Genomic DNA, 23,320 nt, shown 5'->3' with positions numbered 1-23,320 from the left:
GCCCCACGGAGGAACCGTCACGGGGCGACGCGTGCAACCGATGGGAGAGGTGATCACCCGAGTGGACCACTGAAGGAGAACCCCGATGACGAGTGCGAGCACCGCCGAGGCAGCCCCTGCCGCCCGCGGCCGCTGGAGCTGGCGCTGGACCATCGGGCGCCGCCTGGCCGCCGGCTACGCGGTCGTGCTGGTGCTGATGACGCTCGTCGGGTACGAGTCCTTCACCAACACCCGGGAGCTGGTCACCAACAGCGGCTGGGTGGACCACACGCACGAGGTGCTCAGCGGCACGGACGAGGTGCTGTCCGCCCTCAAGGACGCCGAGACCGGGCAGCGCGGGTACCTGATCACCGGTGAGGACGACTACCTCGGCCCGTACACCGACGCACGGACCGCCGTGACGGAGCACCTGCAGACCGTCCGGGAGCTGACGGACGACAACCCGGTGCAGCAGGACCGCCTGGCCCAGCTCGAGCCGCTCGTCGCCGCGAAGTTCGACGAGATGCAGCGGACGATCGACGTGCGCTCCGCGCAGGGGTTCGAGGCGGCCGCGGCGATCGTGCTGTCGGACGAGGGCAAGGCCGTGATGGACCAGATCCGCGGCCTGCTCGACGCGGTGCGCGCCGACGAGGAGGCGCTGCTCACGGAGCGCGCCGCGACCGCGGACGCGACGGCCGACACCACCATGGCCGTCGTCCTGGGCGGCACGCTGCTCGCCGTCGTCCTCGTCCTCGTCCTCGCGACGTACCTGACGCGCAGCATCACGCGTCCCATCAACGCGCTGACCGAGCGCCTGCGGGAGATCGCCGACGGCGACGGCGACCTGACCCAGCAGGTGGACGAGTCGCGCCGGGACGAGATCGGCGCACTGGGGCGTGTCTTCAACCGGTTCGTGGGCAACATCGCGACGCTGGTCCGCCAGATCGGCGAGACCACCTCCACGTCGTCCGCCGCCGCCCAGGAGCTCGCCGCCGTCGCGGCCGAGATGACGCGCCAGTCGACGGACGGCGCCCAGCAGGCGGCGACCGCCGCCGCGGCGGCCGAGCAGGTCTCCTCCAACGTCCAGACGGTGGCGGCGGCGAGCGAGCAGATGGGCGCCTCGATCCACGAGATCGCCCGCAGCGCGTCGCAGGCGAGCGACGCCGGCAGGACCGCCGTCACCACGACGGACGAGGCGAACGCGACGATCAGCCGCCTCGGCGAGTCGTCGGCGGCGATCGGTGGCGTCGTCGCGCTCATCAGCTCGATCGCGGAGCAGACCAACCTGCTCGCGCTCAACGCGACCATCGAGGCCGCGCGGGCGGGCGAGGCCGGCAAGGGCTTCGCCGTGGTCGCCGGCGAGGTCAAGGAGCTGGCCCACCAGACCGCTCAGGCCACCGGTGACATCACCGCCCGGATCACGCAGATCCAGGCCGACGTGGAGGTCGCGGTCGGAGCGATCACCACGACCACCGAGGTCATCGGGCGGGTCAACGACCACCAGAGCAGCATCGCCGGGGCGGTCGAGGAGCAGAGCGCGACGACGTCCGCGATGGCCGGCAACGTGGCGGAGGCGGCGATCGGGGTCACGACGATCGCCGACAACGTCCGCTCCATCGCGCAGAACGCGCAGTCCACGGCCGGCAGCGTCAGCCAGGTGCGGTCCGCGGCGGAGGAGCTGGCGCGCAACGCCCAGCGCGTCGACGAGCTCGTCGGACGCTTCACGGTCTGACCCCCGGCGCGTCGCTCGGCGGCGCCGGGCGCACGGACGGCCCGGCACGCCCCGCCCGCGACCCCGGCACGACCACGGGGGGACGGACACGGCCCCGGTGCTCCGGCACCGGGGCCGTCGTCGTGTGCGCTCAGCGGTCGGGCGACGGACGGCGCGACGTCAGTGCGCCGCGACCGGCGCGCAGCACGACCTGGCCGAACGCGACCGCCGTGCCGACCACGGCCACCACCGGTGCCCACGGGGCGCCCGCGCCGGCGGCGACCGCGGTCACGGCGCCGGCCAGGACGAGGAGGAGGCCGGCCGTGCGGTAGGCGGGGCCCTGCGCCGCGCGGAACCCCTCGGCCCGTCCCGAGAAGCGGCCGCCCGGTGCGGCGAGGGGCAGCCCGACGCCGAGCGCGACGAGCAGCAGCCCGAGCGCCACCCCCATGGCGCGGTCGAGCGGGAACGGCTCCCCCGTGTGCATCGCCAGCACGCCGAGGTGCAGCACCACCGTGACGGGCGCCAGGCCCGCGAGCGTCCAGCCGAGCACGCGGCGCGCTCGCTCGGGCGAGCGGTCCTGGGCCGGCGGCGTGCCCGAGAGGAGCCGCTGGTCGAGCCCGGGCACGACCGCGAAGAGGGCGGTGAGGACGAGGAGCGTGACGGGCGGCAGGGCCGCCGACACCTCCCGGGGGACGACGCTGGCGCCGTGCCGGCCACCGGCCTCGCGCGTGACGACCTCCGACGCCATGTCGGGCCACGCCAGCACGGACGCGACGGCCATGACGGGGACGGCGACGGCGGCCAGCGCGGCCCCCGGCCACGGGGTCCGCCACCACGGGGGGACGTCCTGCGCTACGGCGCGGTCTGCGTGCGGGTGCTCGGTCATCGGTCCCCTGCGGGTCGGGCACCGCCCCGGCACCGCGGTGCGGGTCGGTGACGTGCGGGTCGGTGACGTGCGGGTCATTCGCGTGCGGGTCATTCGCGTGCGGGTCATTCCCGTGCGGGTCGGTCGCGCGGGTCGGTCGGGTGCGGGCCGGTCGCGGCGTCGGCACGCTCCGGACGCAGCCCGTGCAGCAGGAGGATCGCCTCGTCGAGGACGGTCATCTGCAGCCGGTACTGGATCTCGGTCCCGCGCCGGCGGGTCTCCACGAGACCCGCCGCGCGGAGCATGCGCAGGTGCCCCGACAACGTGGACGGCCCGATGCCGAGCGCGTCCCCGATGTCGCCCGCCCGCACGAAGTCGCGTGAGCGCAGGTGCCGCAGGATGTCCCGGCGCGAGCGGTGCGCCAACGCGGCGAACACGCTCTCCTCGCCTTCTCCGTTATTTCGCGACACACCGAAATACTAGCCATGGTGCAGCCCACCCCGCAGCCGACCGCTCGACGTCCCGTCACCGGACTTGTCGTGCCGTCGCTGCCGACCCCCGCACCGACCGGGTGGGACCGCCGGGCGCCGACCGCTCGCGGGCTGCGGTCCCGGGCTGGAAGTCCGTCGCCGAGCAGGTCAACCCGGGGGCACGTCCCACATGCCGGACCTCGCGCCGGACGACCCCGTCATCGCACGCGTCAACGGGGCCGCAGCGCGGCGGATGACGGGGTCACCGGTCGTCCGTCCCACCGTCCGGGACACAGCGCTCGGGCCGCGACGGCACGGACGGCCCGACCGGGAGGGGGTCGGGCCGTCCGTGGGTCGGGTCGTCGCGGAGGGTGGGCGACGTCCCTGGTCCGGGTGGGCGCCCAGCGGCGGGCGCCCACCCGGGCGGTCACCGGCGGACGGTGACCGTGATCGTGCGGCTCTCGGTCACGCCGGCGGCGTTCTCGAGCTCGGCGCGGTACTCGTACCGTCCGGGCGCGCGCCCCGCGAGCGGGGTCGCCGCGCGCTGGGCCTCCCGGCCGTTCGCGGTGAGCTCCTGGGTGTCCACCAGCTCGCCGTCCTCGTACAGCCGGTACGTCGCGGCGTTGGTGCCCCACCACATGTTCATGGTGACCGTGTACCGCCCGTCGCCGTCCCAGTTGTCGTGCGACAGCACGGGCGTCCCGGGCCGCGCCCGGTCGACGACGACCGTCACCGGCGCCGTCGTCGTCGACCCGTGCTGGTTCGTCAGGACGGCGGTGTAGACGTACCGGCCGTCCTTCCTGCCGTCGAGGTCGAACGAGGCGGACTGCGCGGCGGGCGTCGCGTCGACGAGGTCCCGCGCACCGACCGGCACACCGTCCTCGAGCAGCTCGACGCGCTGGGCGTTCTGCCCCCACCACAGGTTCACCGTGACGCGGTAGGCGCCGTCGCCGTCCCAGTTGTCGTGGGACACGGACGCCTTGCCGGGAGCGGCGACCGCCGGCCCGGGGACGCGCTCGCCCGGCCCGGTGTCCTCGCCCGTGTAGGCGATGGACGGCACCGGCGGCGTCGCCATGCCGTGCCCGAGGAAGTACGACGTGTGCGGCGGCTGGTTGTACGACGTGTTCTGCCACGCGACGCCGAGCCGGTACACCGGGTCGGACGTGAGCGTGCGCAGGCGGTGGTCCGTCAGGTCGACGGTCGTGGCGATCCGCAGCGCCGAGGAGTCCTCGAGCCGCGTCACGACCTCCTCGCGCCAGTCGCCGAGCAGGTCGGCCTGGAGCGTGGGGTTGCCCTTGGTGTCGTTGACGCTCAGCGTCCCCTCCGCCCGGTAGACCTCCACCTCGGTCGACGTCTCCCAGTCCCACTTCGAGATGGTCGGCACGCCCTCGCGGGTCTCCTCGGTCCAGTCGTGGTCGAGGACCTCCCGCAGCAGGTCGCCGTCCCACCAGGTGAGGAAGTTCGCCGCGGGGATGCGCTCCGAGATCAGCTCCCCCGACGCGGACCGCAGCTGGCCGGTGCGGGCGTTCCACTGGTTGGTGCCGATCGCCCAGCCCTCGGCGCCGTCGTGGCGCGGGTCGATGTCGCCCATGGCGGCGCGGCCCGTGTCGACCGTCGCCGGGATCGACCACAGCACCTCGCCGGTCGCGGCGTCGCGGTACGTGGCACCGCGGTTGCCCGAGGACGCCATCGACTCGTGCGCCGCGAACACCTCGAGCCCCGGACGCGACGGGTCGAAGTCGGAGACGTGCATCGCGTCGCCGTGGCCGAGCCCGGTCGTGTACAGCGGCTCGCCGTCGTCGTCGACCGTCATGGACCCGAAGACGATCTCGTCCTTCTGGTCGCCGTCGACGTCCGCCACGGACAGGTTGTGGTTGCCCTGGCCGGCGTACTCGTCCCCGACGACGTCGGAGTCGAACACCCAGCGCTGCGTCAGCGAGGCGCCGTCCCAGTCGTACGCGGCCAGCACCGTGCGCGTGTAGTAGCCGCGGCTGAACACCACCGACGGCTTCTCCCCGTCCAGGTACGCGACCCCCGCGAGGAACCGGTCGACCCGGTTGCCGTACGCGTCGCCCCACGCCCCCACGTCACCGCGCGGCGGCGTGTAGTCGACGGTGTCGAGCGCGGCGCCGGTGGCCCCGTCGAAGACCGTGAGGAACTCCGGCCCGGTGAGCACGTAGCCCGACGAGTTGCGGAAGTCCGCCCCGGCGTCGCCGATCACCGTGCCGGCGCCGTCGACCGTGCCGTCGGCGGTCTTCATGACCACCTCGGCGCGGCCGTCGCCGTCGAGGTCGTACACCTGCACCTGCGTGTAGTGGGCGCCGGCGCGGATGTTCGGGCCCATGTCCACGCGCCACAGGCGCGTGCCGTCGAGGCGGTACGCGTCGACGTAGACGGTGCCCGTGTAGCCCGCGCGGGAGTTGTCCTGCGCGTTCGTCGGGTCCCACTTGAGGACGATCTCGTACTGCCCGTCGCCGTCGAGGTCGCCCATGCTGGCGTCCCCGGCCCGGTAGGAGTACGGCTGGCCGTCCTTGGTGTACGCGTCGGCGGGCTTGTCGAGCGGGACGTCGAGGTGCTGCTGGTCCCACACGCCGAACTCGGCCGTGGCCCAGCGCTCGATGCCGTCGACGACGGTGCTGACGCGGTACGTCGCGTCGCCGGTGCCGTCGGCGTCGAGCACGTTCGTGCTGCCCGTGACGGGTTCCCGGGTGATGCGCGCGCCGTCCCGGTACACGTGGAACGGCAGGTCCTGCGGGTCCAGGCCCAGCAGGCGCCAGCCGACGTAGACGCCCTCGTCGGTGGCGACGGCGACCGGCGCGCGGTCCAGCCGCTCCGACTGCCGCACGAGCGTGGTGACCGCCTCCGAGGAGACGGTCGCGGCGCGCGCCGACTCGCCGCCCGCGTTCACCGCGGCCACCTGGTAGTGGTACGGCACGGTGGTGAGGACGTCCGTGTCGTCGTACCCCGCCTCGGCGGCGCGGCCGACGAGCGCGTACGGACCGCCCAGCGTCTCGCTGCGGTACACGTGGTAGAACAGCGCACCCTCGACGGGCTCCCACGCGAGGCGCACGAGGTTCTTGTCCGTCGCGGCGACGTGCACGCCCGTGGGCGCGTCCGTCACCGGGACGTCCTCGTCCACCGTCGTCACGGCGAGGACGTCGGTCGGGACCGACTCCAGGCCCGTGGGGTCGAGCGCGACGACGTGGTACCGGTACGCGACGCCGAGGTCCGCCGTGGTGTCCGTGAACGCCGTGGTCGTGACGTCACCTACCGCACGCGGCTCCTTCTCGCCCGTCGCCTGCCGGTACACCCGGTAGCCGGCGGCGTCGTCGGTGCCCGTCCAGGTCAGGTCGACCGCGACCGCGGCCCCCTCGACGCGCACGTCGCCCGCGAGCGCGGACGGCGCGAGCAGCAGCGGCGTCACCTCGACGCCGTTGAGGCGCGACGACGAGCCGGTCATGACGAGCGTCAGCTGCCCGTCGGTCACGGCGACCGGCTGGCTGACCTTCTCCGAGACGGCACCGCGCCCGGCGTTCGACGCCCCGAAGTCCCGCCCCTCGAGCTGGACGTTGGAGCGGCTCGTGCCGATCCAGTCGCCGTTGTGCGTCTTCACCGCGTACGTGCCGCGGGGCAGGTCGACGACGAACGTGTGCTGCGGGCCGGGCAGCAGGAAGTCGCGCTGCAGGTCGTTCGGCGGCGGCGTGAAGGCCACGCCGCGGTCGCGCCCGGCCATGCCGGCCGGGTCGAGCCAGCCCCAGCCGATCTCCGGCGTGTAGACCGAGCGCTCGTTCACCTCGGTGTACCCGGGCATGACCGGTGCGCCGGCGATCTGCACGTCGAAGCGGAACAGCGCGTCCCGCGTCGTGACGCGCACCGGCTGCGAGGGCGCCGAGTCGCCGCGCCCGTTGGACGCCACGACGCGCAGGTCGTACGACCCGCCCTCCGCGAGACCCGTGACGGCGACCTGCGGCAGCGTCGACGTCGCCGCGAGCGTCCAGGCGTCGTCACCGGCGTCCGCGGCCTTGCGGAACACCTTGTAGACGTCCGCGCCCTCGACCGGCGCCCACGTCAGCTGCACGCCCGAGCTCGAGACGCTGCCGGCGACGACGCCGGTGGGTGCGGCGGGCACGGCGGCCGGCGGCTCGGCCGCCTCGACCTCGTCCGCGAGCGGGAGGTCGAGCGTCGCCAGGTCGGCCGCGACGAGCCGCGCCATCTGGATCGCGCCGTACTCCTGGAAGTGGGTGTCGTCGACCGTGCCCGACGGCCGGTTCGGGTACACCCCGGCAGGCACGTGCAGGAAGACGCTCTTCGCCGCCTCGGGCCCGATCTCGTCGAGGTACGCCCGGCTCGACGCGGACAGGTCGACCAGCGGGGTGCGGGTCTCCGCGGCGAGGGAGGCGGCCGCGTCCACGTAGTCGGGGAAGGACACGTGGAACTTCCCCGTCTCGGCGTCGAACGCCCGGCGGGACACGGGCGTCACGAGGATCGGCGTCGCGCCGCGCTGGCGGGCGCCGTCGACGAAGGTCCGCAGGTAGTTGCGGTAGTCGGCCGGGGCGGCCCACCGGTCGTCGACGCCGTAGGAGTTGTCGTTGTGGCCGAACTGCGCGACGACGTAGTCGCCGGGCCGGACCTGGCGCAGCACCTCGTCGAGGCGGCCCTGGCTGATGAAGTTCTTCGCCGACCGGCCGCCGATCGCCTTGTTCTGGACCGTCACGTCGTCCGAGAGGTACCGGTCGATCATCTGGCCCCAGCCGGCCTGCGGCGCGTAGTCCGCCGTGTACGTCTGGACGGTCGAGTCGCCGGTCACCCAGAGCGTCGGCTCGCTGCCCGGCGTGCGGTCCGCCTGCCGGGTGATCACGAGCTGGTTGAGCTTCGCGGCGGTGCCGGCGAGCTCGAGGTTGAGCTGGCCGTCGACGAGCGCGACGTCGAGCTGCATCTCGAGGAACTGGCCGGCGGGCTTCGCGGTCTGCTGGACCTTCGCCATGCGCTCGACCGTGATCGCGACGTCGGTCGCCTCCTGCGCGTCGCCGGCGATCAGGCCCACCGTGTAGTCGCCGTTCGGCAGGTCGACGACGAGCTCGGTGTCGCCGACGGTGACGAAGTCGGACCGCACGGCGTCGTCTCCCCCGCGATCCGTGCCGGTCACCTGCGACGGGTCGACGAAGCCGATGCGCTGCTCGGCGGAGTACGCCGTGGTGGCGTCGACGCGGACCGCCCCGGGGGTCAGGGCGCCCGGGCCGAGGTCGATCGTCAGCACGCCGTTCTCGGGGAACGTGGGGTCCGTGCCCTCCCCCGCGAGGCTGCTCACGGCGGCCGCCGACGGCGCGGAGAGGCCGTCGGGGCCGATCGCCCGGACCCGGTACCAGTGCGTGCGGGTGGTGTCGACGGCGTCGGTCGTGTGGACCTCGCGCTGTCCGGTGCGGGCGATCTCGGCGTACGTGCCGTCGACGGCGTCGGCGCGCGTGACGACGTAGCCGGTGGCGCCGGCGACCTCGTCCCAGCGCAGGGTCACGGCGCCCGGCACGACGTGCGCCATGCGGACGGACTGCGGTGCGGGCAGGGAGCCGACGGGCTCCTCGGCGGGGGCGGTGGTGGACTGCGGGCTGGGGTCCGCCGTGGCGGCGTGCGCCGGCACGGCGCCGGCGAGCAGCAGCGCCAGCGCGGTGGCGGCGCCGGCCGCGACGGCGGGCGGTCGGGTGCGGGGGCGGCGGGTCCGGTCGTGGGCCCGTGCGGGTCGGGACATGGTCACCTGTCGTCTCGTCGTTGAAACGTGGGGGCGGATCGACGCACACGCCGCGTTCTGAATCGATTCAAGACGCACCGCGTGGCGCGCACCGATCCGGAGGAAGCGGGTGGTCCCGACATTCATACCCCGCCGCGGCACGACGCGTCGAGACCCTGCGGAAAACGCTCACCGTACGGAGGAGCACGCGCCGCCCGAGGATCAGGCGCCCGCCAGCGCCCGCTGGAGCGCCGCCCGCCCGACCGGCCCCCACCCGCTCTTGCCGCCGGGCAGGCCGCGGTCGCCGTTCTGGCCCATGAGCACCAGGAACAGGCTCTTCATCACCGCCAGCCCGCGCGCGCGTCGCACCGTCCCCCGTCCGCCCGCGCGTAGCCCCGGAAGAACCGGTCGACGCCGCCTGCGGGGAGCAGCAGCCAGGCGGCGGCGAGGTCCCACGCGGGGTCGCCGGCGAAGAGCGCGCCGAAGTCGACGACGCCCACCAGCGTGCCGTCCGCGACGACGACGTTGGCGGGGTGCAGGTCGCCGTGCACCCACACGCGCGGGCCCTCCCACGCCGGCGCCGCGACCGCGTCGTCCCACACCGCCCGGACGTCGCCCTCCGCGACGTCCCCGAGGTCCACGGACCCCAGGAAGTGCTCGAACCCCTCCGTGCAGTCCCGGGGATGCGCGCCGAAGCCCACGCCGTCGGGGGCGTCGGCGGGCGCCGGCACGTGCAGCGCCGCGAGGAAGGCCGCCAGCGCGTCGGCCGCGTCGTCCCCGCGCGTGATCGCCCCGTGGTCCAGCGGCGTGCCCGCGACCCACGTCATGACGGTCCAGATCTTCGGGAACAGCGCGGACGGCGCCCCGTCCCGCACGGGGACCGGCACCGCGAGCGGCAGGCGCGGGGCCAGCACGGGCAGCCAGCGGCGCTCCTTGAGCTGGAGGTCCGGGGAGGCGTCCATGCGCTGCACCCGGACGGCGAGGTCGTCCCCCAGCCGCCACATCTGGTTGCCCCACCCGCCTGCGACCTCGCGCAGCGGCAGCCCGGCCAGGTCCGGGTGCTGCTCGCGCAGGAGGGCGCGGACCACGTCGGCACTGGTCCCCGCACCGGGCTCGGTCACGACGAGGGAGAGTACCGAGCACCGCACACCTCCCGTGCGGGTGGCGGGCGACGGGTCGCGCGGTCCCGGCCGGCGACACGGCGACCACCACGTCTCAGGATCCGGCTGTCGCGGCGCGCCCTCGGCGTGCTGCCGTGGAGCCCGCTCGCCGGCCGCTGGCTGTCGGGGCGCGCCCCCGACGGGGCACTGCACGACCGTCCCCCCCCCCCCCGGCACCACGCGCAACCCGGCGGACGGGGGCCGGCACCCACCGGCGGTCACCGACGCGTCGCTGCGCCGCCGATGACGGCGCCCGTGCGGTGCCGCCGCTGACGCGGCCCGTCCTGCGCGCCGCTGACGAGGCCGGTGCAGGTCGGAGGGGACGGCCGCGACGGCCGTCCCCACCGGCGCCGCTGCGTCCGGGCGGTGAGACGGGCCCCGGCCGAGCCCGTCATCGTGCGCGTCATGGCGCCGGGAACGCGCCGGATCACGGGGTCACCCGCGCCGGTGCCCGGCATCCGAGCCGGCCCCCGTCGAGCTGCTCGTCCTCGCGCTCGGCGGGCGGCAGCGGGAGGGAGCAGAGGGGCGGTGCAGGCCGCGTCGCGTCGCGTCCCGGCGGGGTCTCCCGCGCCGCGTCCCGGCGGGGTGTCCCGCGTCGCGTCCCGGCGGGGTGTCCCGCGTCGCGTCCCGGCGGGGTGCCCTGCGTCGCGGTGCGGTGTGGTGTCCTGCGTCGGTGTGCGGTGTCCCGCGGGGCGTCGTCAGACGGCGTCGACCGCACCCGCCGTCGCCCGCGGCGCCACGACGCGCAGCACGTCGACGAACCACGGCGTGGTGACCCCGGCGTCGACGAGCGCGTGCGCCTCCTCCGCCGTCACCCACCGCGTGGCCCCGACCTCGGCCGGGTCGGGCACGAGACCGCCGGCGAGCCGACCGACCACCACGTGGTCGTACTCCGTCTCCACGTGCCCGGAGCCGGCGTCGAGCGCGCGGTAGCGGAACGTGCCGACCTCGTGCGCGTCGACGAGGTCCACGCCGAGCTCCTCACGCACGCGGCGCGCCGCGCTCGCCGCGAGGTCGGCACCGGGCGCCGGGTGCCCGCAGCACGCGTTGGTCCACAGGCCCGGGAAGCGCAGCTTGGCGTCGGCGCGCTGCTGGAGCAGCATGCGGCCCGCGTCGTCGACGACGACCACCGAGAACGCCCGGTGCAGCAGGCCGGGCGCCCGGTGGGCGGCACCGACCTGCGTCTGCCCCGTGGGCGTGCCCTGCTCGTCGACGAGCTCGACGAGGTCCGTCTCCGCCATGCGTCCTCCGTCCGTCGGCCCGATCGGTCCGTCCCGGTCCGCGGCCAGCATCGCATTCCGCGCGCGGACCTGCCCGCACACGACGAGGCCCCGACCCCCTCACGGGGCCGGGGCCTCGTGCGTCACCGGTCAGAGCGGGGCGAGCCCCGTCCCGCCGTCGCCGCGGCTCGCCGCCGGCGGTGCGGGCGGCACGTCGGTGCCCGAGCCGGGGGTCCCGACCGAGGCGCCCACGCCCACGGGCTCCTTGCTGCGCTCGCCGCGCGGCACGCCGCGGAAGTGGAACTCCCCGAGCAGGCCCTCGCCCTCGGCGTCCACGATGACCTGCTCGCCGGACTTGAGGTCGCCGAACAGGATCTTCTCGGACAGGACGTCCTCGATCTCCCGCTGGATCGCCCGGCGCAGCGGCCGCGCACCGAGGACCGGGTCGTAGCCCTTCTCCGACAGCAGGCGCTTGGCCGCGTCGGTGAGCTCGATGCCCATGTCCTTGTCGCGCAGGCGCTTGTCGAGCTTCGCGATCATCAGGTCGACGATCTGGAAGATCTCCGGCTGCGAGAGCTGCGGGAAGACGACCACGTCGTCGACGCGGTTGAGGAACTCCGGACGGAAGTGCGTCTTGAGCTCGTCGTTGACCTTCGCCTTCATGCGCTCGTACGACGTCGACAGGTCGCCGCCGGCCTGGAAGCCGGTCTGGACGCCCTTGGCGATGTCCCGCGTGCCGAGGTTCGTGGTCATGATGATGACGGTGTTCTTGAAGTCGACCACCCGGCCCTGCGAGTCGGTCAGGCGACCGTCCTCGAGGATCTGCAGCAGCGAGTTGAAGATGTCCGCGTGGGCCTTCTCGACCTCGTCGAAGAGGACGACCGAGAACGGCTTGCGACGCACCTTCTCCGTGAGCTGACCGCCCTCGTCGTACCCGACGTACCCGGGGGGCGAGCCGAACAGGCGCGAGACGGTGTGCTTCTCGGAGAACTCCGACATGTCGAGCTGGATCAGCGCGTCCTCGTCCCCGAAGAGGAACTCGGCGAGCGCCTTGGCGAGCTCGGTCTTCCCGACACCCGTGGGGCCGGCGAAGATGAACGACCCACCGGGGCGCTTCGGGTCCTTGAGGCCCGCACGCGTGCGCCGGATGGCCTGCGACAGCGCCTTGATGGCGGCGTCCTGGCCGACGACCCGCTTGTGCAGGTTGTCCTCCATGTGGAGCAGGCGGCTGGACTCCTCCTCGGTGAGCTTGAACACCGGGATGCCCGTGGCGTTGGCCAGCACCTCGGCGATGAGCTCCTCGTCGACCTCGGCGACGGCGTCCAGGTCGCCGTTCTTCCAGGCCTTCTCCTTCTCGACCCGCTTGAGCCCGAGCTGCTTCTCCTGGTCGCGCAGGCGCGCGGCCTTCTCGAAGTCCTGCTCGTCGATCGCGGACTCCTTGTCGCGGCGCGTCTCGGCGATCTGCTCGTCGAGCTCGCGCAGCTCCGGCGGAGCCGTCATGCGACGGATGCGCAGGCGCGCGCCGGCCTCGTCGACCAGGTCGATCGCCTTGTCCGGCAGGTAGCGGTCGTTGACGTACCGGTCGGCCAGCGTCGCGGCGGCGACCAGCGCGGCGTCCGTGATGGACACGCGGTGGTGCGCCTCGTACCGGTCGCGCAGGCCCTTGAGGATCTCGATGGCGTGCTGGAGGTTCGGCTCCGAGACCTGGATCGGCTGGAAGCGGCGCTCCAGGGCCGGGTCCTTCTCGACGTACTTGCGGTACTCGTCGAGCGTCGTGGCGCCGATGGTCTGCAGCTCGCCGCGGGCCAGCATGGGCTTGAGGATCGACGCGGCGTCGATCGCACCCTCGGCGGCACCCGCACCGACGAGCGTGTGGATCTCGTCGATGAACAGGATGATGTCGCCGCGGGTGCGGATCTCCTTGAGCACCTTCTTCAGGCGCTCCTCGAAGTCACCGCGGTAGCGGCTGCCCGCGACCAGGGCGCCCAGGTCCAGCGTGTAGAGCTGCTTGTCCTTGAGCGTCTCCGGCACGTCGCCGCGGACGATGTCCTGCGCGAGCCCCTCGACGACGGCGGTCTTGCCGACGCCGGGCTCGCCGATGAGGACCGGGTTGTTCTTGGTGCGGCGGGACAGCACCTGCATGACCCGCTCGATCTCCTTCTCGCGCCCGATGACCGGGTCGAGCTTGCCGTCGCGCGCGGCCTGCGTGAGGTTGCGCCCGAACTGGTCGAGCACGGCCGAGCCGGACGGCTGGCCCTCGGCCGGGCCGCCCGAGGCGACCGGCTCCTTGCCCTGGTAGCCGGAGACGAGCTGGATGACCTGCTGGCGGACGCGGTTGAGGTCCGCGCCGAGCTTGTTGAGGACCTGGGCGGCGACGCCCTCGCCCTCACGGATGAGGCCGAGCAGGATGTGCTCGGTGCCGATGTAGTTGTGGCCGAGCTGCAGCGCCTCGCGCAGCGACAGCTCCAGGACCTTCTTCGCGCGCGGCGTGAAGGGAATGTGCCCCGACGGCGCCTGCTGGCCCTCGCCGATGATCTCCTGGACCTGCGCGCGGACCGCCTCGAGCGAGATGCCGAGCGACTCCAGGGCCTTGGCCGCGACGCCCTCACCCTCGTGGATGAGACCCAGGAGGATGTGCTCGGTGCCGATGTAGTTGTGGTTGAGCATCCGCGCCTCTTCCTGGGCGAGGACGACCACGCGGCGGGCTCGGTCGGTGAATCTCTCGAACATGTGCACTCCTCACGAGCGGCGTGCCCCGCCAGGACCGCGCGTCAGGGGGTGCGCACGGTGCCGACGAGACGGCGTGTTTCGATGCTAACGGCGGGGTACCCGCCGGACGTCCCGTGTTCGCCGCAGGCGGATACGACACGCCCGCCCGGCGCGTAGCGTCGGTGCCATGCCCCGTTCGATCGCCACGGCCACGACCGTCGACCTGCCCGGCCTGCTGGACTTCGTGCGCCCGCGCCACCACATGCTGCTCGTCACCACCCGCGCCGACGGGCGCCCGCAGGTCTCCCCCGTGAGCGGCGGCGTCGACGAGCAGGGGCGCATCGTGGTCTCCACGTACCCGGGCCGCGCCAAGACCCGCAACGCCGAGCGCGACCCCCGCGTCTCGGTGTGCGTGCTGTCGGACGACTGGAACGGCGCCTGGGTGCAGGTGGACGGCACCGCCGAGGTCCTGCACATGCCCGAGGCCGAGGACGCGCTGGTCGACTACTACCGCTGCATCGCCGGCGAGCACCCCGACTGGGACGAGTACCGCGCGGCGATGCGCCTGCAGGGCAAGAGCCTGATCCGCGTCACGCCCGAGCGCTGGAGCCCGGTCGCGACGGGCGGCTTCCCCGCGGACGTCGCGGCCCGCCTGGACGCCGGCGCCTGACCCGGCGGCCCCGTCGGGGCCGGGCGGTCGCCGCGGTCCGGCGGCTCGCCCCGGTCAGGCGGTCGCGGCGGTCTCGCGCTCGCGACGCGCGTGGCCGATCACGGCGACGACGAGCGCGAGCGCGCCCGCGACGATCATCCCGACCCCGACGCCGGCCTCGCCCACCCGCAGCAGCAGCGCCCCGACGCCGGCTCCGGCGAGGATGAGCACGACCGCGAGCAGGCGGCGCGCCCAGCTGTCGCCCGTGCCGCCCGCGAGCCGGGAGTCGGCGGCCAGGCCCGTGAGGGTCGAGGTGACGACGACGGTCGTGACGTCCTTGACCGCGAGCCGGCGCGCGGCGGCGGCCTGCAGGCCCATCGCGACGGCGAGGAGCGTCGTGACGGCGAGGCCCCAGACCGTGCCCTCCTCGGGGTGCGCCACGATCGAGGCGACGCCGAGCAGCACGGCCAGGACGCCGGTCGTGCCGAACGTCGTGGTCGACAGGTGGCTCCAGCCCTGTGCGGCACGGCGCAGGACGCGGCCCCCGATCGCGGCACCGAGCATGAAGCCCGCCAGCGCGACGAGCGGGCCGGCCACCGGCAGGTCGTCGGCGCCGGCGAGCGCCATGCCGAGGATGACGACGTTGCCCGTCATGTTGGCGGTGAAGACGCGGTCGAGGCCGAGGTAGCCGACGGCGTCGATGATCCCCGTGGTGAAGGTCAGGGCCAGCATGAGCACGAGGTGCAGGCGCGCGGTCGTCACTCGCGCCATGGTCCTCGGCCGCGGGGGGCGACGGCAAAGCGCGACGTGCGGCGTGCGTCACGCCCGGGCGTCACCAGCCGCGCAGCACCGGCTCGGGGCCGGGGTAGGCGGCGAACGTGGCGCGCTCCTCGTCGGTGAAGGGGCGCGGGCTGTGGCTGGCGCGGTCGAGCTGCACCATCCGCGAGCGCGCGCGCAGGGCGACGCCGGCGCCGGGCCCGTCCCCGTCGAGCACCTCGTACGCGAAGTCCACCGACGAGCGGCCGAGCCGCGGCACCCACACCTCGACGACGACGGGGGCGAGGCGGAACCGGATCGGCGCGACGTAGTCGATCTCGTGCTTGACGACGACCAGCAGCGACGCGGTCATCGCCCCGGCCTCGTCGACGCCCATGCGGGGGAACAGCGTGAACCGCGCGTCGTCGAGGTACCGCAGGAAGGCGGCGTTGTTGACGTGCCCGAACAGGTCGACGTCCGACCAGCGCACCTGCATGACGACGCGTCCGCGCACCTCGCCGACAGCCCGCTGCGCACCCGCCGCGTCCGCACCCGCCCCGCCGTCTCCACCCACACCCCCACGGTACCGACCAGTAACCACCCCCCGACCTCCCACCAGTCCGCCCTCCCATCGCCGAGTTCGGTGGTTCCGCGCCCAGTTCGCGACCTGAAGCTGCCGAAGTCGGCACCCGAGTGCCGGACTCGGCGGGGACTGTGGACCGGAGACGCGGCGGAGGTGCGGGAGACCGCGGTCGAGCGCCGACGGACCCTCTCCCGCGCCGCCCCCACCGCCGAGTTCGGTGGTTCCCTGCCCAGTTCGCGACCTGAACCTGCCGAAGTCGGCATGGGAGTGCCGAACTCGGCGGGCGGGGGTCGGAGCGGGGCGGGCGGGGTCAGGGTGGAGCGGAGCGTGGGCAGCCCGACGTGCAGGTGGACGAGAGGGCAGGGCGGGGTGGGAGGGTCGGGGGATGACGAGCGCAGCACCCGACGTCCGCGTCGTCCACCACGGCGACGCGCCCGCCGACGTCGCGGGCGTGCTCCTCGCGCCCGGGGCGAGCGCGACGCGGGAGAACCCGAGCCTCGTCGCGCTGGACCGGGCGCTGTCGCCGCACGTGGCCGTCCGGCGGGTCGACCTGCCGCGCGGGAAGGCCGCCGTGCAGCGCGTGCGGGACGAGGCGGAGGCGTTCGCGGACGAGCTCGGCGTGGGCACGGACCGGCTCGTCGTCGGGGGGCGGTCGTTCGGCGGGCGCATGGCGTCGGTGGCCGTCGCGGAGGGGCTGGCCGCGGCCGGGCTGCTGCTCCTGTCGTACCCGCTGCACCCGCCGGGGCAGCCGGAGCGGCTGCGCATTGCGCACCTGCCGGACGTCACCGTGCCGGTGCTCGCGGTGAGCGGCGACCGCGACCCCTTCGGCACCCCCGACGAGCTGACCACCTACCTGGCCGCGCTCGGCGGTCCGTGGACGCTGGCACTCGTCCGGGGGACGCACTCCCCCGCCGACACGGCCGTCCGGGCAGCGCTGCGCCTCTGGTGGCCGTCCGCCGGGTAGCCTCGCCGCCCGTGCCCCCCCGCGACACCCTCGGCTCCCGTGACCTGCAGCGCGCCGTCGCGCTGACCGAGCGCATCGAACGCGTCTTCGACCAGCGCGTCGTCGGGCAGGAGGGGCTGCGGACGTCGCTCGTCGTCGCGCTCATGTGCGGCGGGCACATCCTGCTCGAGTCCGTGCCGGGCCTGGCGAAGACGACGGCGGCGCAGACGCTCGCGCACGCCGTGTCGGGGTCGTTCCACCGCATCCAGTGCACGCCCGACCTCATGCCGTCGGACATCGTGGGCACGCAGGTCTTCCACTACGGGACCGGGCAGTTCACGACCCAGCTCGGGCCGGTGCACGCGAACGTCGTCCTGCTCGACGAGATCAACCGGTCCAGCGCGAAGACGCAGTCGGCGATGCTCGAGGCGATGCAGGAGAAGCAGACGACCATCGCGGGCGAGGTGCACCGTCTGCCGCAGCCGTTCATGGTGCTCGCGACGCAGAACCCCATCGAGGAGGAGGGCACGCACGTCCTCCCCGAGGCGCAGATGGACCGGTTCCTGCTCAAGGAGGTGCTCGACTACCCCGACCCGGCGGAGGAGGTCGAGATCCTCGAGCGCATCTCCGACGGGCGCATGGCACGCCCGCTCGACGCGCCGCGGCTGACCCTCGACGAGGTGCGCTGGCTGCAGGAGGCGGTCGACCAGGTGTACGTCGACGCCTCGATCCGCCGGTACGTCGTCGACCTGGTCGCCACCACCCGCGGCCGCGGCCCGGTGCAGGTGCCGGGGCACGACCGCCTGGTGCGGATGGGCGCGAGCCCGCGCGGCTCGATCTCGCTCATGCGCGTGGCGCAGGCCGTGGCGCTGCGGGACGGCCGCTCCCACGTCACCCCGGACGACGTCCGGGCGCTGCGGCACGCCGTGCTGCGCCACCGCGTGGTCCGCACGTTCGACGCGCTGGCCGACGACGTGAGCCCGGAGTCGATCGTCGACGCCGTGTTCGCCGCGGTCCCCGTGCCCTGACCCGAGCACCCCGCGACCCATGCCGCACCGCTCCCGCCTCGCGCTCGTGCGCGCGCGCCTCGACCTGCCCACGGTGCGCCGCGCCACCGGGCTCCTCGAGGGACGCCACCGCGCGGTGTGGAAGGGCCACGGCGACGAGGTCGACGACCTGCACGCGTACACGCCCGGGGACGACGTCGGCGACATCGACTGGCGGGCGTCGGCGCGGTCCGCGCAGCCGGTGGTCAAGCGGTACGTGGCGACGTCGAACCTGTCGGTCGTGCTCGTGGTCGACACCGGGCGGCACATGACCGCCACCGCGGCGGGCGGGGAGCGCAAGGACGTCGTCGCGCAGCTCGTCGCGGACGTCGTCGCGCACCTGTCGCACCGCCGCGGGGACCGCGTGGGGCTGGTCGCCGGGGACGCGGGCCGGGTCCTGGAGCTGCCGCCGCGCGCGGGCTCCACGCACCTGGAGGTGCTGCTGCGCCGCGTCGAGCGCACGTTCGACCCGGCGGCCCCCGAGGGCGACCTGGCGCGCCTGCTCGACCGGGTGCTGCGGCGCACGGCGCGGCGCTCGCTCGTCGTCGTCGTCACCGACGAGGCCCGCCCGACGGAGGCCGACGCGCGCGCGCTCGCCCGGGTGCGGACGCGCCACGAGGTGCTGGTCGTGCAGGTCGCGGACGCCGACCTGTTCGGCCCGGGCCTCGGGGCGGCGCCCGGGACGGTGGCGGGGGCGTCGGACGCCCGCGAGCGCGGCCGGCCCGTGCACGCGCCCCGTGCGGTGCGCGCGGTCCGCGACGTGGTGAGCGGCTGGACCCTGCCCGCGTACCTGCGCGGCCGCCGCCGCGTGCAGGAGGCGGTGGCGCAGGCCCGGGTGGAGCGGCACGCGGCCGTCCGCGCCCGGCTGCGTCGGGTGGGCGTCGAGGCCGTCACGGTGGAGTCGACGCACGACGTGCTGGACGAGATGTCCGCGCTGCTGGGGAGGGCCCGCCGTGCCCGCGGGTGAGCTCGTCGAGCCGATGGCGTACGGCTGGTGGTGGCCGCTGGTCGGCGCGCTGCTCGTCGCGGGCGTCGTCGCCTGGTTCTGGTGGGTGCTGCGCTCGACGCGCGGACCGGCCGCCGGGTCGCCACCGCCGGCGGCCGCGGCCGACGCGGCCGCGGCGACGGTGACGGCCCGCCCCGACCCGTACGCGGCGGCGCGCGACGCCGCGCTGGCGCGCCTGCAGGCCGTCGAGGACCGGTACGCGGCCGGGGACCTGGACACGCGCGGCGCGCACCTGGAGCTGCGGTACGTGGTGCGCGAGTTCGCGGCGGCGCGCACGGGCGTGCCGACCGCGACCGTGACGGCGTCCGACGCGCGCGGGGACCGCCGGCTGCGCCGCCTCGCGGGGGCGCTGGAGCAGTCGTCGCGGCCGGCGTTCGCCGCGCGCACCCGCGCCCAGGTGCGCACGTCGCTGCGCGAGGCGCGGAAGCTGGTGCGGACGTGGTGACGGGCGTGGTGACAGGCGCGCTGCCGGGCGTGGTGACGGACGCGGCGACGACGCTGACGACGGCGTGGACCGTCCCCGCGCTGGTCGGGCTCGCGGCCGCCGCGCTCGTCGCGGGTCTGCTGTGGCGCAGCCGCGGCCGGGCGACGGTGTGGGTCGCGAACACCGCGGAGCTGCGGCACGTGCCCGCGCTGCGCTGGTGGCGCCTGCGGTACCACGCGCTGCGCGTCGCCCTCGTGCTCGCCGTGGGGGCGGCGACGTTCGCGGCGGCGGTGCTCGTCGCGCGGCCCGTCGTCGTCGAGGAGCGCACGCGTGAGCTCGCGAACCGCGACATCGTGCTCTGCCTGGACGTCTCCGGCTCGATGGTCGAGTACGACGCCGCGGTGGTGGCGACCTTCGAGCGGCTCGTCGACGAGTTCGAGGGCGAGCGCGTCGCGCTGTCGCTGTTCGACTCGACGTCGCGCACGGTCTTCCCCCTCACGGACGACTACGACCTGGTCCGCGAGCAGCTGCGCGAGGCGCGGCGCGTGCTCGAGCGCGAGGGCGACGCGGACGACGTCGAGGCCTTCTTCCGGGGCACCGAGGGCCTGGAGGGGCAGGCGTCGCTCATCGGCGACGGGCTGGCCACGTGCGCGCTGCTCTTCGACCAGTTCGACACCGAGCGGTCGCGGTCCGTCGTGCTCGCGACCGACAACGAGCCGTGGGGCAGCCCGGTCTACACGCTCGAGGGGGCGGCTGCGCTGACCGCGGAGCGCGGCGGCGTCGTGCACGGCCTCTACCCCGACCGCGACGACGCGACGGGTCCCTCCGGCCCGCGTGCGCGCATGCGCCTGGCCGTCGAGGGCACCGGCGGCGTGTTCGCGCAGGCGTCCGACCCGTCCGCGGTGCCGGCGATCCTCGCGCAGGTGCAGGCCGCCGAGCTCGTCGCGATGGACGCGGACCCCGAGCGGCTCGTCGTCGACGACTCCGACCCGTGGGTCGTCCTGCTGTACGTCGCCGGCCTGGCGGCGCTCGTCCTGGCCTGGCGGGTGCGCGCATGACGTGGCGGACGGTGGTGCCGGTGGGCGTGGTCGTGGCGACCGCGGCGCCCGTGCTGCTGCTGTGCCTGGTGCAGGCGCTGGGTCTGCGGGTCGCACGGGACGGCGGACGGGTGCGCGTCGTGCGGGACGGCGCCCTGCGGGCCGGGCCGTGGACGTGGGCGCGGCGCGCGCTGCTCGTCGTCCTGCTCGCGGTCGTGGCGCTGACCCCGGCCGTGACGACGACCCAGCCCGGCGGGGCGCGCACCGGCGTGCAGGCGTGGTTCGTCGTGGACCGCACCGGGTCGATGGCCGCCGAGGACTGGGGCCCGGGCGACCCGGCGCCGCGCCAGCCGGGCCTGCCGCCCGAGCCGACGGTCCGCCGCCTCGACGGGGTCCGGCACGACGTCGTCTCGCTCGCCACCGACCTGTCCGGCGGGTCGTTCGCCGTCATCGGCTTCGCCGACCAGGCCGGCACGCAGCTGCCCCTGACGGCCGACGTGAACGCGGTGCGTGCCTGGGCGCAGACCGTGACCCAGGAGGTCACCGCGTCGTCCGCGGGCACGCTGCGCGACCGCCCGCTGGACGTGCTGCGTCGCTCGCTGGAGGACGCCGCCGAGCGCGACCCCGGGATGGTGCGCCTCGTGTTCTACCTCTCCGACGGCGAGCAGACCGGCGAGGGCACGGCGGCGTCGTTCGCCGACGTCGCGCCGCTCGTCGACGGCGGCGCGGTCCTCGGGTACGGCACGGCCGCGGGCGCGCGGATGCGGTCGTACGACGGCACGGTCGACCCCGACCCTCCCTACATCGCCGACCCGGCCGGCGGCGACGCGGTCTCGCGCATCGACGAGGACGGCCTGCGGGCGGTCGCCGACCAGCTCGGGGTGCCGTACGTGCACCGCACCGGGCCGACGCCGACGGCCCACCTCGTCGCGGACGTCGACGCGGCCACGGTCGCGGCCGACGGCCGCCGGGACGTCACGGGCACACGGGACGTCGTGTGGTTGTTCGCGCTGGCTGCCGCCCTGCTGCTCGCGGCGGAGGCGTGGACGTGGGCGCGCGCGTCGAGCCGCCGGAGGTCCGCGTGAGCCAGCACCACCGCGTCCGCACCCCCGTCGCGCGCACGCGCAGCCAGCGCCGGGCGGCGGAGGCCGCCGCCCGCCGCGCGGCCCGCGCCGCCGAGCCGCCGCACGTTCGCCGCCGGCGCCGCCTGCTGCGGTGGTCCTGGCTGCCCGCGGCGGTCGTGCTCGGGTTCGCCACGCACCTGCTCGTCGTGAACGTCGTCTACGCGCAGGGCCGCGCCGCCTGGGACGCGCGCCGGGACCAGGACGCGATCGACGTGTTCGACCGGCAGCGCTCGGTCGTCCCCGTCGAGCAGTGGAAGGCCGACTTCAACGCGGGCACCGCGTACCTGCGCCAGGACCGCACCGCCCGGGCGCTCGACGCGCTCGACCAGGCGCTCGTCGGCGTGCCGGACGCGCACCGGTGCGCGGTGCAGACGAACCGCGCGCTCGCCCTGGAGGGCGAGCAGGCGCACCTGGTCCGCAGCGCGCAGGACTCGCTCGAGAAGGCCGAGGAGATCCTGGCGGCGCAGGTCGCGCGCGACGCCGGGGAACCGTACGACGAGGAGCTCGTGGAGCCGCCGTACGACGACGCCGACCCGTACGTCGAGGAGCTGCGCTGGGCGCAGTACCTCCTCGACAGCGCCGCGGACCAGGCCGCCCTGCGCATCGAGGCGCTCGCGGACCCGGCGTGCACGCCCCCGCCGTCGGCCGGCGGTGGTGGTGGCGGTGGCGGCGGTGAGGACGCCCAGGACGCCCGCGACGAGGCCCGGGAGCAGGCGCAGCAGCAGGTGCGCGAGCTCGGCGAGCTGGCGCAGGACGTCGGCGAGGCGGCCACCGCCGCCGAGCAGGGCACGTCGACGCCGTCCCCCGCGCCGGGCTCCGGCACCGACCCCGCCCCCGCCCCGCAGGACGCGGAGGCCCAGCGGCAGGCGGAGCTCGCCGAGCGCAACGAGCAGGCGAACGGCGGCGGCGCCGGGGCGGACCCGGGCCCCGGCGACGCGCCCGGTGACGGCTCGACGGGCGGCGGCACCGAACCCGGGCAGGGCGGCACGGCGCCGGGCGGCCGCCGCTGGTGAGGCATGCTCGACGGGTGACCGGTCCCACCCCCGCCCCCGTCGTCGACCCGCCCGTGCTCGACCACGTCCCCGACGTGCGCCTGCTGGCGCTCGACATGGACGGCTCGCTGCTGGACGACGCCAAGCGCGTGCACCCCACGTTCTGGCCGCTGCTCGACCTGCTGCTCGCCCGCGGCGTGACGGTGTGCCCGGCGAGCGGCCGCCAGTACGCGACCCTGCGCCGCGACCTGGGGCGCGACGACCTCGTGTACCTGGCGGAGAACGGGGCGCTCGTCGTGCGCGAGGGCCGCACCCTCGCCGTCGACGGCCTCGACCTCGCGGTGGCGCGGGACGTCGTGCAGCGCGTGCGGGCCGCCGCCGCCACGCTCGACATCGGCGTCGTCCTGTGCGGCGAGCGCAGCGCGTACGTCGAGCGGACGGACGAGCCGTTCCTCGCGCAGTGCGCGCCGTACTACGCGCTGCTGGAGACGGTCGAGGACCTGACGGCGGTCGACGACACGGTCCTCAAGGTCGCGGTGTACGACTTCGGCGCCGCCGAGACGGGCATCGGCCCGGCGCTCGCGTCGTTCGCCGACGTCGCGCGCGTGCTCGTCTCCGGCGAGCACTGGGCGGACGTCATGAGCCCGACGGCGGACAAGGGCACCGCCCTGCGGGCCGTCCAGGCGGCGCTCGGCGTCGGGCCCGAGCACACGATGGCGTTCGGCGACTTCTTCAACGACGTCGGCATGCTCGCCGCGGCGGACTGGTCGTTCGCGATGGCGAACGGCCACCCCGAGGTGCGCGCCGGCGCGCGGTTCACGGCGCCGTCCAACGCGGAGAACGGCGTGGTCCGCACGGTCGCGTCGGTGCTGCGCCTGGACGTCCCCGGCCTCGACGCCCCCTGAGCCCGGCGCACGCCGAGCA

The 23,320-nt window shown here is 75.1% G+C and carries 18 protein-coding genes; 10 read left to right on the top strand and 8 right to left on the bottom strand.

Going from position 1 to position 23,320, the window contains the following annotated elements:
• The first annotated feature begins 85 nt into the window (after positions 1–85).
• Complete coding sequence (locus tag GC089_RS02210; protein WP_155376299.1) at positions 86–1,711, top strand: methyl-accepting chemotaxis protein; 1,626 nt, start codon at positions 86–88, stop codon at positions 1,709–1,711.
• Between the two features lie 130 nt (positions 1,712–1,841).
• Here the strand turns inward: GC089_RS02210 and GC089_RS02205 are convergent, their stop codons facing one another.
• The 6 genes from GC089_RS02205 to GC089_RS02180 form a co-directional block, all read right to left on the bottom strand.
• A complete protein-coding gene (locus GC089_RS02205; RefSeq protein ID WP_155376298.1) occupies positions 1,842–2,471 on the bottom strand; it encodes a hypothetical protein in 630 nt (209 codons plus the stop codon).
• Positions 2,472–2,680: 209 nt separating this feature from the next.
• Positions 2,681–2,992, bottom strand: a complete 312-nt coding sequence (locus GC089_RS02200) for a helix-turn-helix transcriptional regulator (RefSeq protein WP_155376297.1) — start codon at positions 2,990–2,992, stop codon at positions 2,681–2,683.
• 460 nt (positions 2,993–3,452) lie between these two features.
• Positions 3,453–8,768, bottom strand: a complete 5,316-nt coding sequence (locus GC089_RS19720; RefSeq protein ID WP_304515654.1) for a fibronectin type III domain-containing protein — start codon at positions 8,766–8,768, stop codon at positions 3,453–3,455.
• A gap of 320 nt (positions 8,769–9,088) precedes the next feature.
• Positions 9,089–9,868 (bottom strand): phosphotransferase, encoded by a 780-nt coding sequence (locus GC089_RS02190; protein ID WP_230685000.1) that lies wholly within the window; start codon positions 9,866–9,868, stop codon positions 9,089–9,091.
• Positions 9,869–10,605: 737 nt separating this feature from the next.
• On the bottom strand, positions 10,606–11,148 hold the full coding sequence (gene idi / locus GC089_RS02185) for an isopentenyl-diphosphate Delta-isomerase (RefSeq protein WP_155376296.1): 543 nt from the start codon (positions 11,146–11,148) through the stop codon (positions 10,606–10,608).
• 129 nt (positions 11,149–11,277) lie between these two features.
• Positions 11,278–13,857, bottom strand: coding sequence for an ATP-dependent Clp protease ATP-binding subunit (locus tag GC089_RS02180; protein WP_155376295.1), 2,580 nt, complete (start codon positions 13,855–13,857; stop codon positions 11,278–11,280).
• 166 nt (positions 13,858–14,023) lie between these two features.
• Between GC089_RS02180 and GC089_RS02175 the strand changes: the two genes are divergently transcribed.
• On the top strand, positions 14,024–14,506 hold the full coding sequence (locus GC089_RS02175; protein WP_155376294.1) for a PPOX class F420-dependent oxidoreductase: 483 nt from the start codon (positions 14,024–14,026) through the stop codon (positions 14,504–14,506).
• Positions 14,507–14,560: 54 nt separating this feature from the next.
• Here GC089_RS02175 and GC089_RS02170 read toward each other — a convergent pair whose 3' ends face one another.
• Positions 14,561–15,256, bottom strand: a complete 696-nt coding sequence (locus tag GC089_RS02170; RefSeq protein WP_155376293.1) for a DUF1275 family protein — start codon at positions 15,254–15,256, stop codon at positions 14,561–14,563.
• Positions 15,257–15,317: 61 nt separating this feature from the next.
• Positions 15,318–15,815, bottom strand: coding sequence for a thioesterase family protein (locus GC089_RS02165; protein WP_230684999.1), 498 nt, complete (start codon positions 15,813–15,815; stop codon positions 15,318–15,320).
• 394 nt (positions 15,816–16,209) lie between these two features.
• On the opposite strand from GC089_RS02165, the gene GC089_RS02160 reads away from it, so the two are divergent.
• The 8 genes from GC089_RS02160 (at position 16,210) to GC089_RS02125 (ending at position 23,301) form a co-directional block, all read left to right on the top strand.
• A complete protein-coding gene (locus GC089_RS02160) occupies positions 16,210–16,788 on the top strand; it encodes an alpha/beta family hydrolase (RefSeq protein WP_155376292.1) in 579 nt (192 codons plus the stop codon).
• Positions 16,789–16,799: 11 nt separating this feature from the next.
• The gene (locus tag GC089_RS02155; RefSeq protein WP_230684998.1) at positions 16,800–17,795 is read left to right on the top strand and encodes a MoxR family ATPase; all 996 of its coding nucleotides are present in this window, start codon (positions 16,800–16,802) and stop codon (positions 17,793–17,795) included.
• A gap of 19 nt (positions 17,796–17,814) precedes the next feature.
• The gene (locus GC089_RS02150) at positions 17,815–18,780 is read left to right on the top strand and encodes a DUF58 domain-containing protein (protein WP_155376290.1); all 966 of its coding nucleotides are present in this window, start codon (positions 17,815–17,817) and stop codon (positions 18,778–18,780) included.
• Entirely contained in the window at positions 18,767–19,264 is a 498-nt protein-coding gene (locus tag GC089_RS02145) for a hypothetical protein (RefSeq protein WP_155376289.1), read from the top strand. The genes GC089_RS02150 and GC089_RS02145 overlap by 14 nt, the downstream gene beginning before the upstream one ends.
• Before the next feature lie 5 nt (positions 19,265–19,269).
• Entirely contained in the window at positions 19,270–20,301 is a 1,032-nt protein-coding gene (locus tag GC089_RS02140) for a VWA domain-containing protein (RefSeq protein WP_196250788.1), read from the top strand.
• On the top strand, positions 20,298–21,365 hold the full coding sequence (locus tag GC089_RS02135) for a hypothetical protein (RefSeq protein ID WP_155376287.1): 1,068 nt from the start codon (positions 20,298–20,300) through the stop codon (positions 21,363–21,365). The genes GC089_RS02140 and GC089_RS02135 overlap by 4 nt, the downstream gene beginning before the upstream one ends.
• Positions 21,362–22,417, top strand: a complete 1,056-nt coding sequence (locus tag GC089_RS02130; protein ID WP_155376286.1) for a hypothetical protein — start codon at positions 21,362–21,364, stop codon at positions 22,415–22,417. The genes GC089_RS02135 and GC089_RS02130 overlap by 4 nt, the downstream gene beginning before the upstream one ends.
• A gap of 95 nt (positions 22,418–22,512) precedes the next feature.
• Positions 22,513–23,301, top strand: a complete 789-nt coding sequence (locus GC089_RS02125) for an HAD hydrolase family protein (protein ID WP_155378874.1) — start codon at positions 22,513–22,515, stop codon at positions 23,299–23,301.
• Positions 23,302–23,320 lie beyond the last annotated feature (19 nt).

Origin of the sequence: Cellulomonas sp. JZ18 (genome assembly GCF_009720485.1) — a bacterium.
Taxonomy (GTDB): domain Bacteria; phylum Actinomycetota; class Actinomycetes; order Actinomycetales; family Cellulomonadaceae; genus Cellulomonas.
The sequence above is the reverse complement of the archived record's forward strand: the minus strand, read 5'-3'. Positions and strand labels throughout refer to the sequence as shown.

Bases quoted from the DNA above. Each gene is read 5' to 3' on its own strand.
- GC089_RS02170 (WP_155376293.1), bottom strand. From the start codon at position 15,256: ATGGCGCGAGTGACGACCGCGCGCCTGCACCTCGTGCTCATGCTGGCC.
- GC089_RS02210 (WP_155376299.1), top strand. From the start codon at position 86: ATGACGAGTGCGAGCACCGCCGAGGCAGCCCCTGCCGCCCGCGGCCGC.
- GC089_RS02150 (WP_155376290.1), top strand. From the start codon at position 17,815: ATGCCGCACCGCTCCCGCCTCGCGCTCGTGCGCGCGCGCCTCGACCTG.
- GC089_RS02205 (WP_155376298.1), bottom strand. From the start codon at position 2,471: ATGGCCGTCGCGTCCGTGCTGGCGTGGCCCGACATGGCGTCGGAGGTC.
- GC089_RS02125 (WP_155378874.1), top strand. From the start codon at position 22,513: ATGGACGGCTCGCTGCTGGACGACGCCAAGCGCGTGCACCCCACGTTC.
- GC089_RS02135 (WP_155376287.1), top strand. From the start codon at position 20,298: ATGACGTGGCGGACGGTGGTGCCGGTGGGCGTGGTCGTGGCGACCGCG.
- GC089_RS02175 (WP_155376294.1), top strand. From the start codon at position 14,024: ATGCCCCGTTCGATCGCCACGGCCACGACCGTCGACCTGCCCGGCCTG.
- idi (WP_155376296.1), bottom strand. From the start codon at position 11,148: ATGGCGGAGACGGACCTCGTCGAGCTCGTCGACGAGCAGGGCACGCCC.
- GC089_RS02160 (WP_155376292.1), top strand. From the start codon at position 16,210: ATGACGAGCGCAGCACCCGACGTCCGCGTCGTCCACCACGGCGACGCG.
- GC089_RS19720 (WP_304515654.1), bottom strand. From the start codon at position 8,768: ATGTCCCGACCCGCACGGGCCCACGACCGGACCCGCCGCCCCCGCACC.
- GC089_RS02180 (WP_155376295.1), bottom strand. From the start codon at position 13,857: ATGTTCGAGAGATTCACCGACCGAGCCCGCCGCGTGGTCGTCCTCGCC.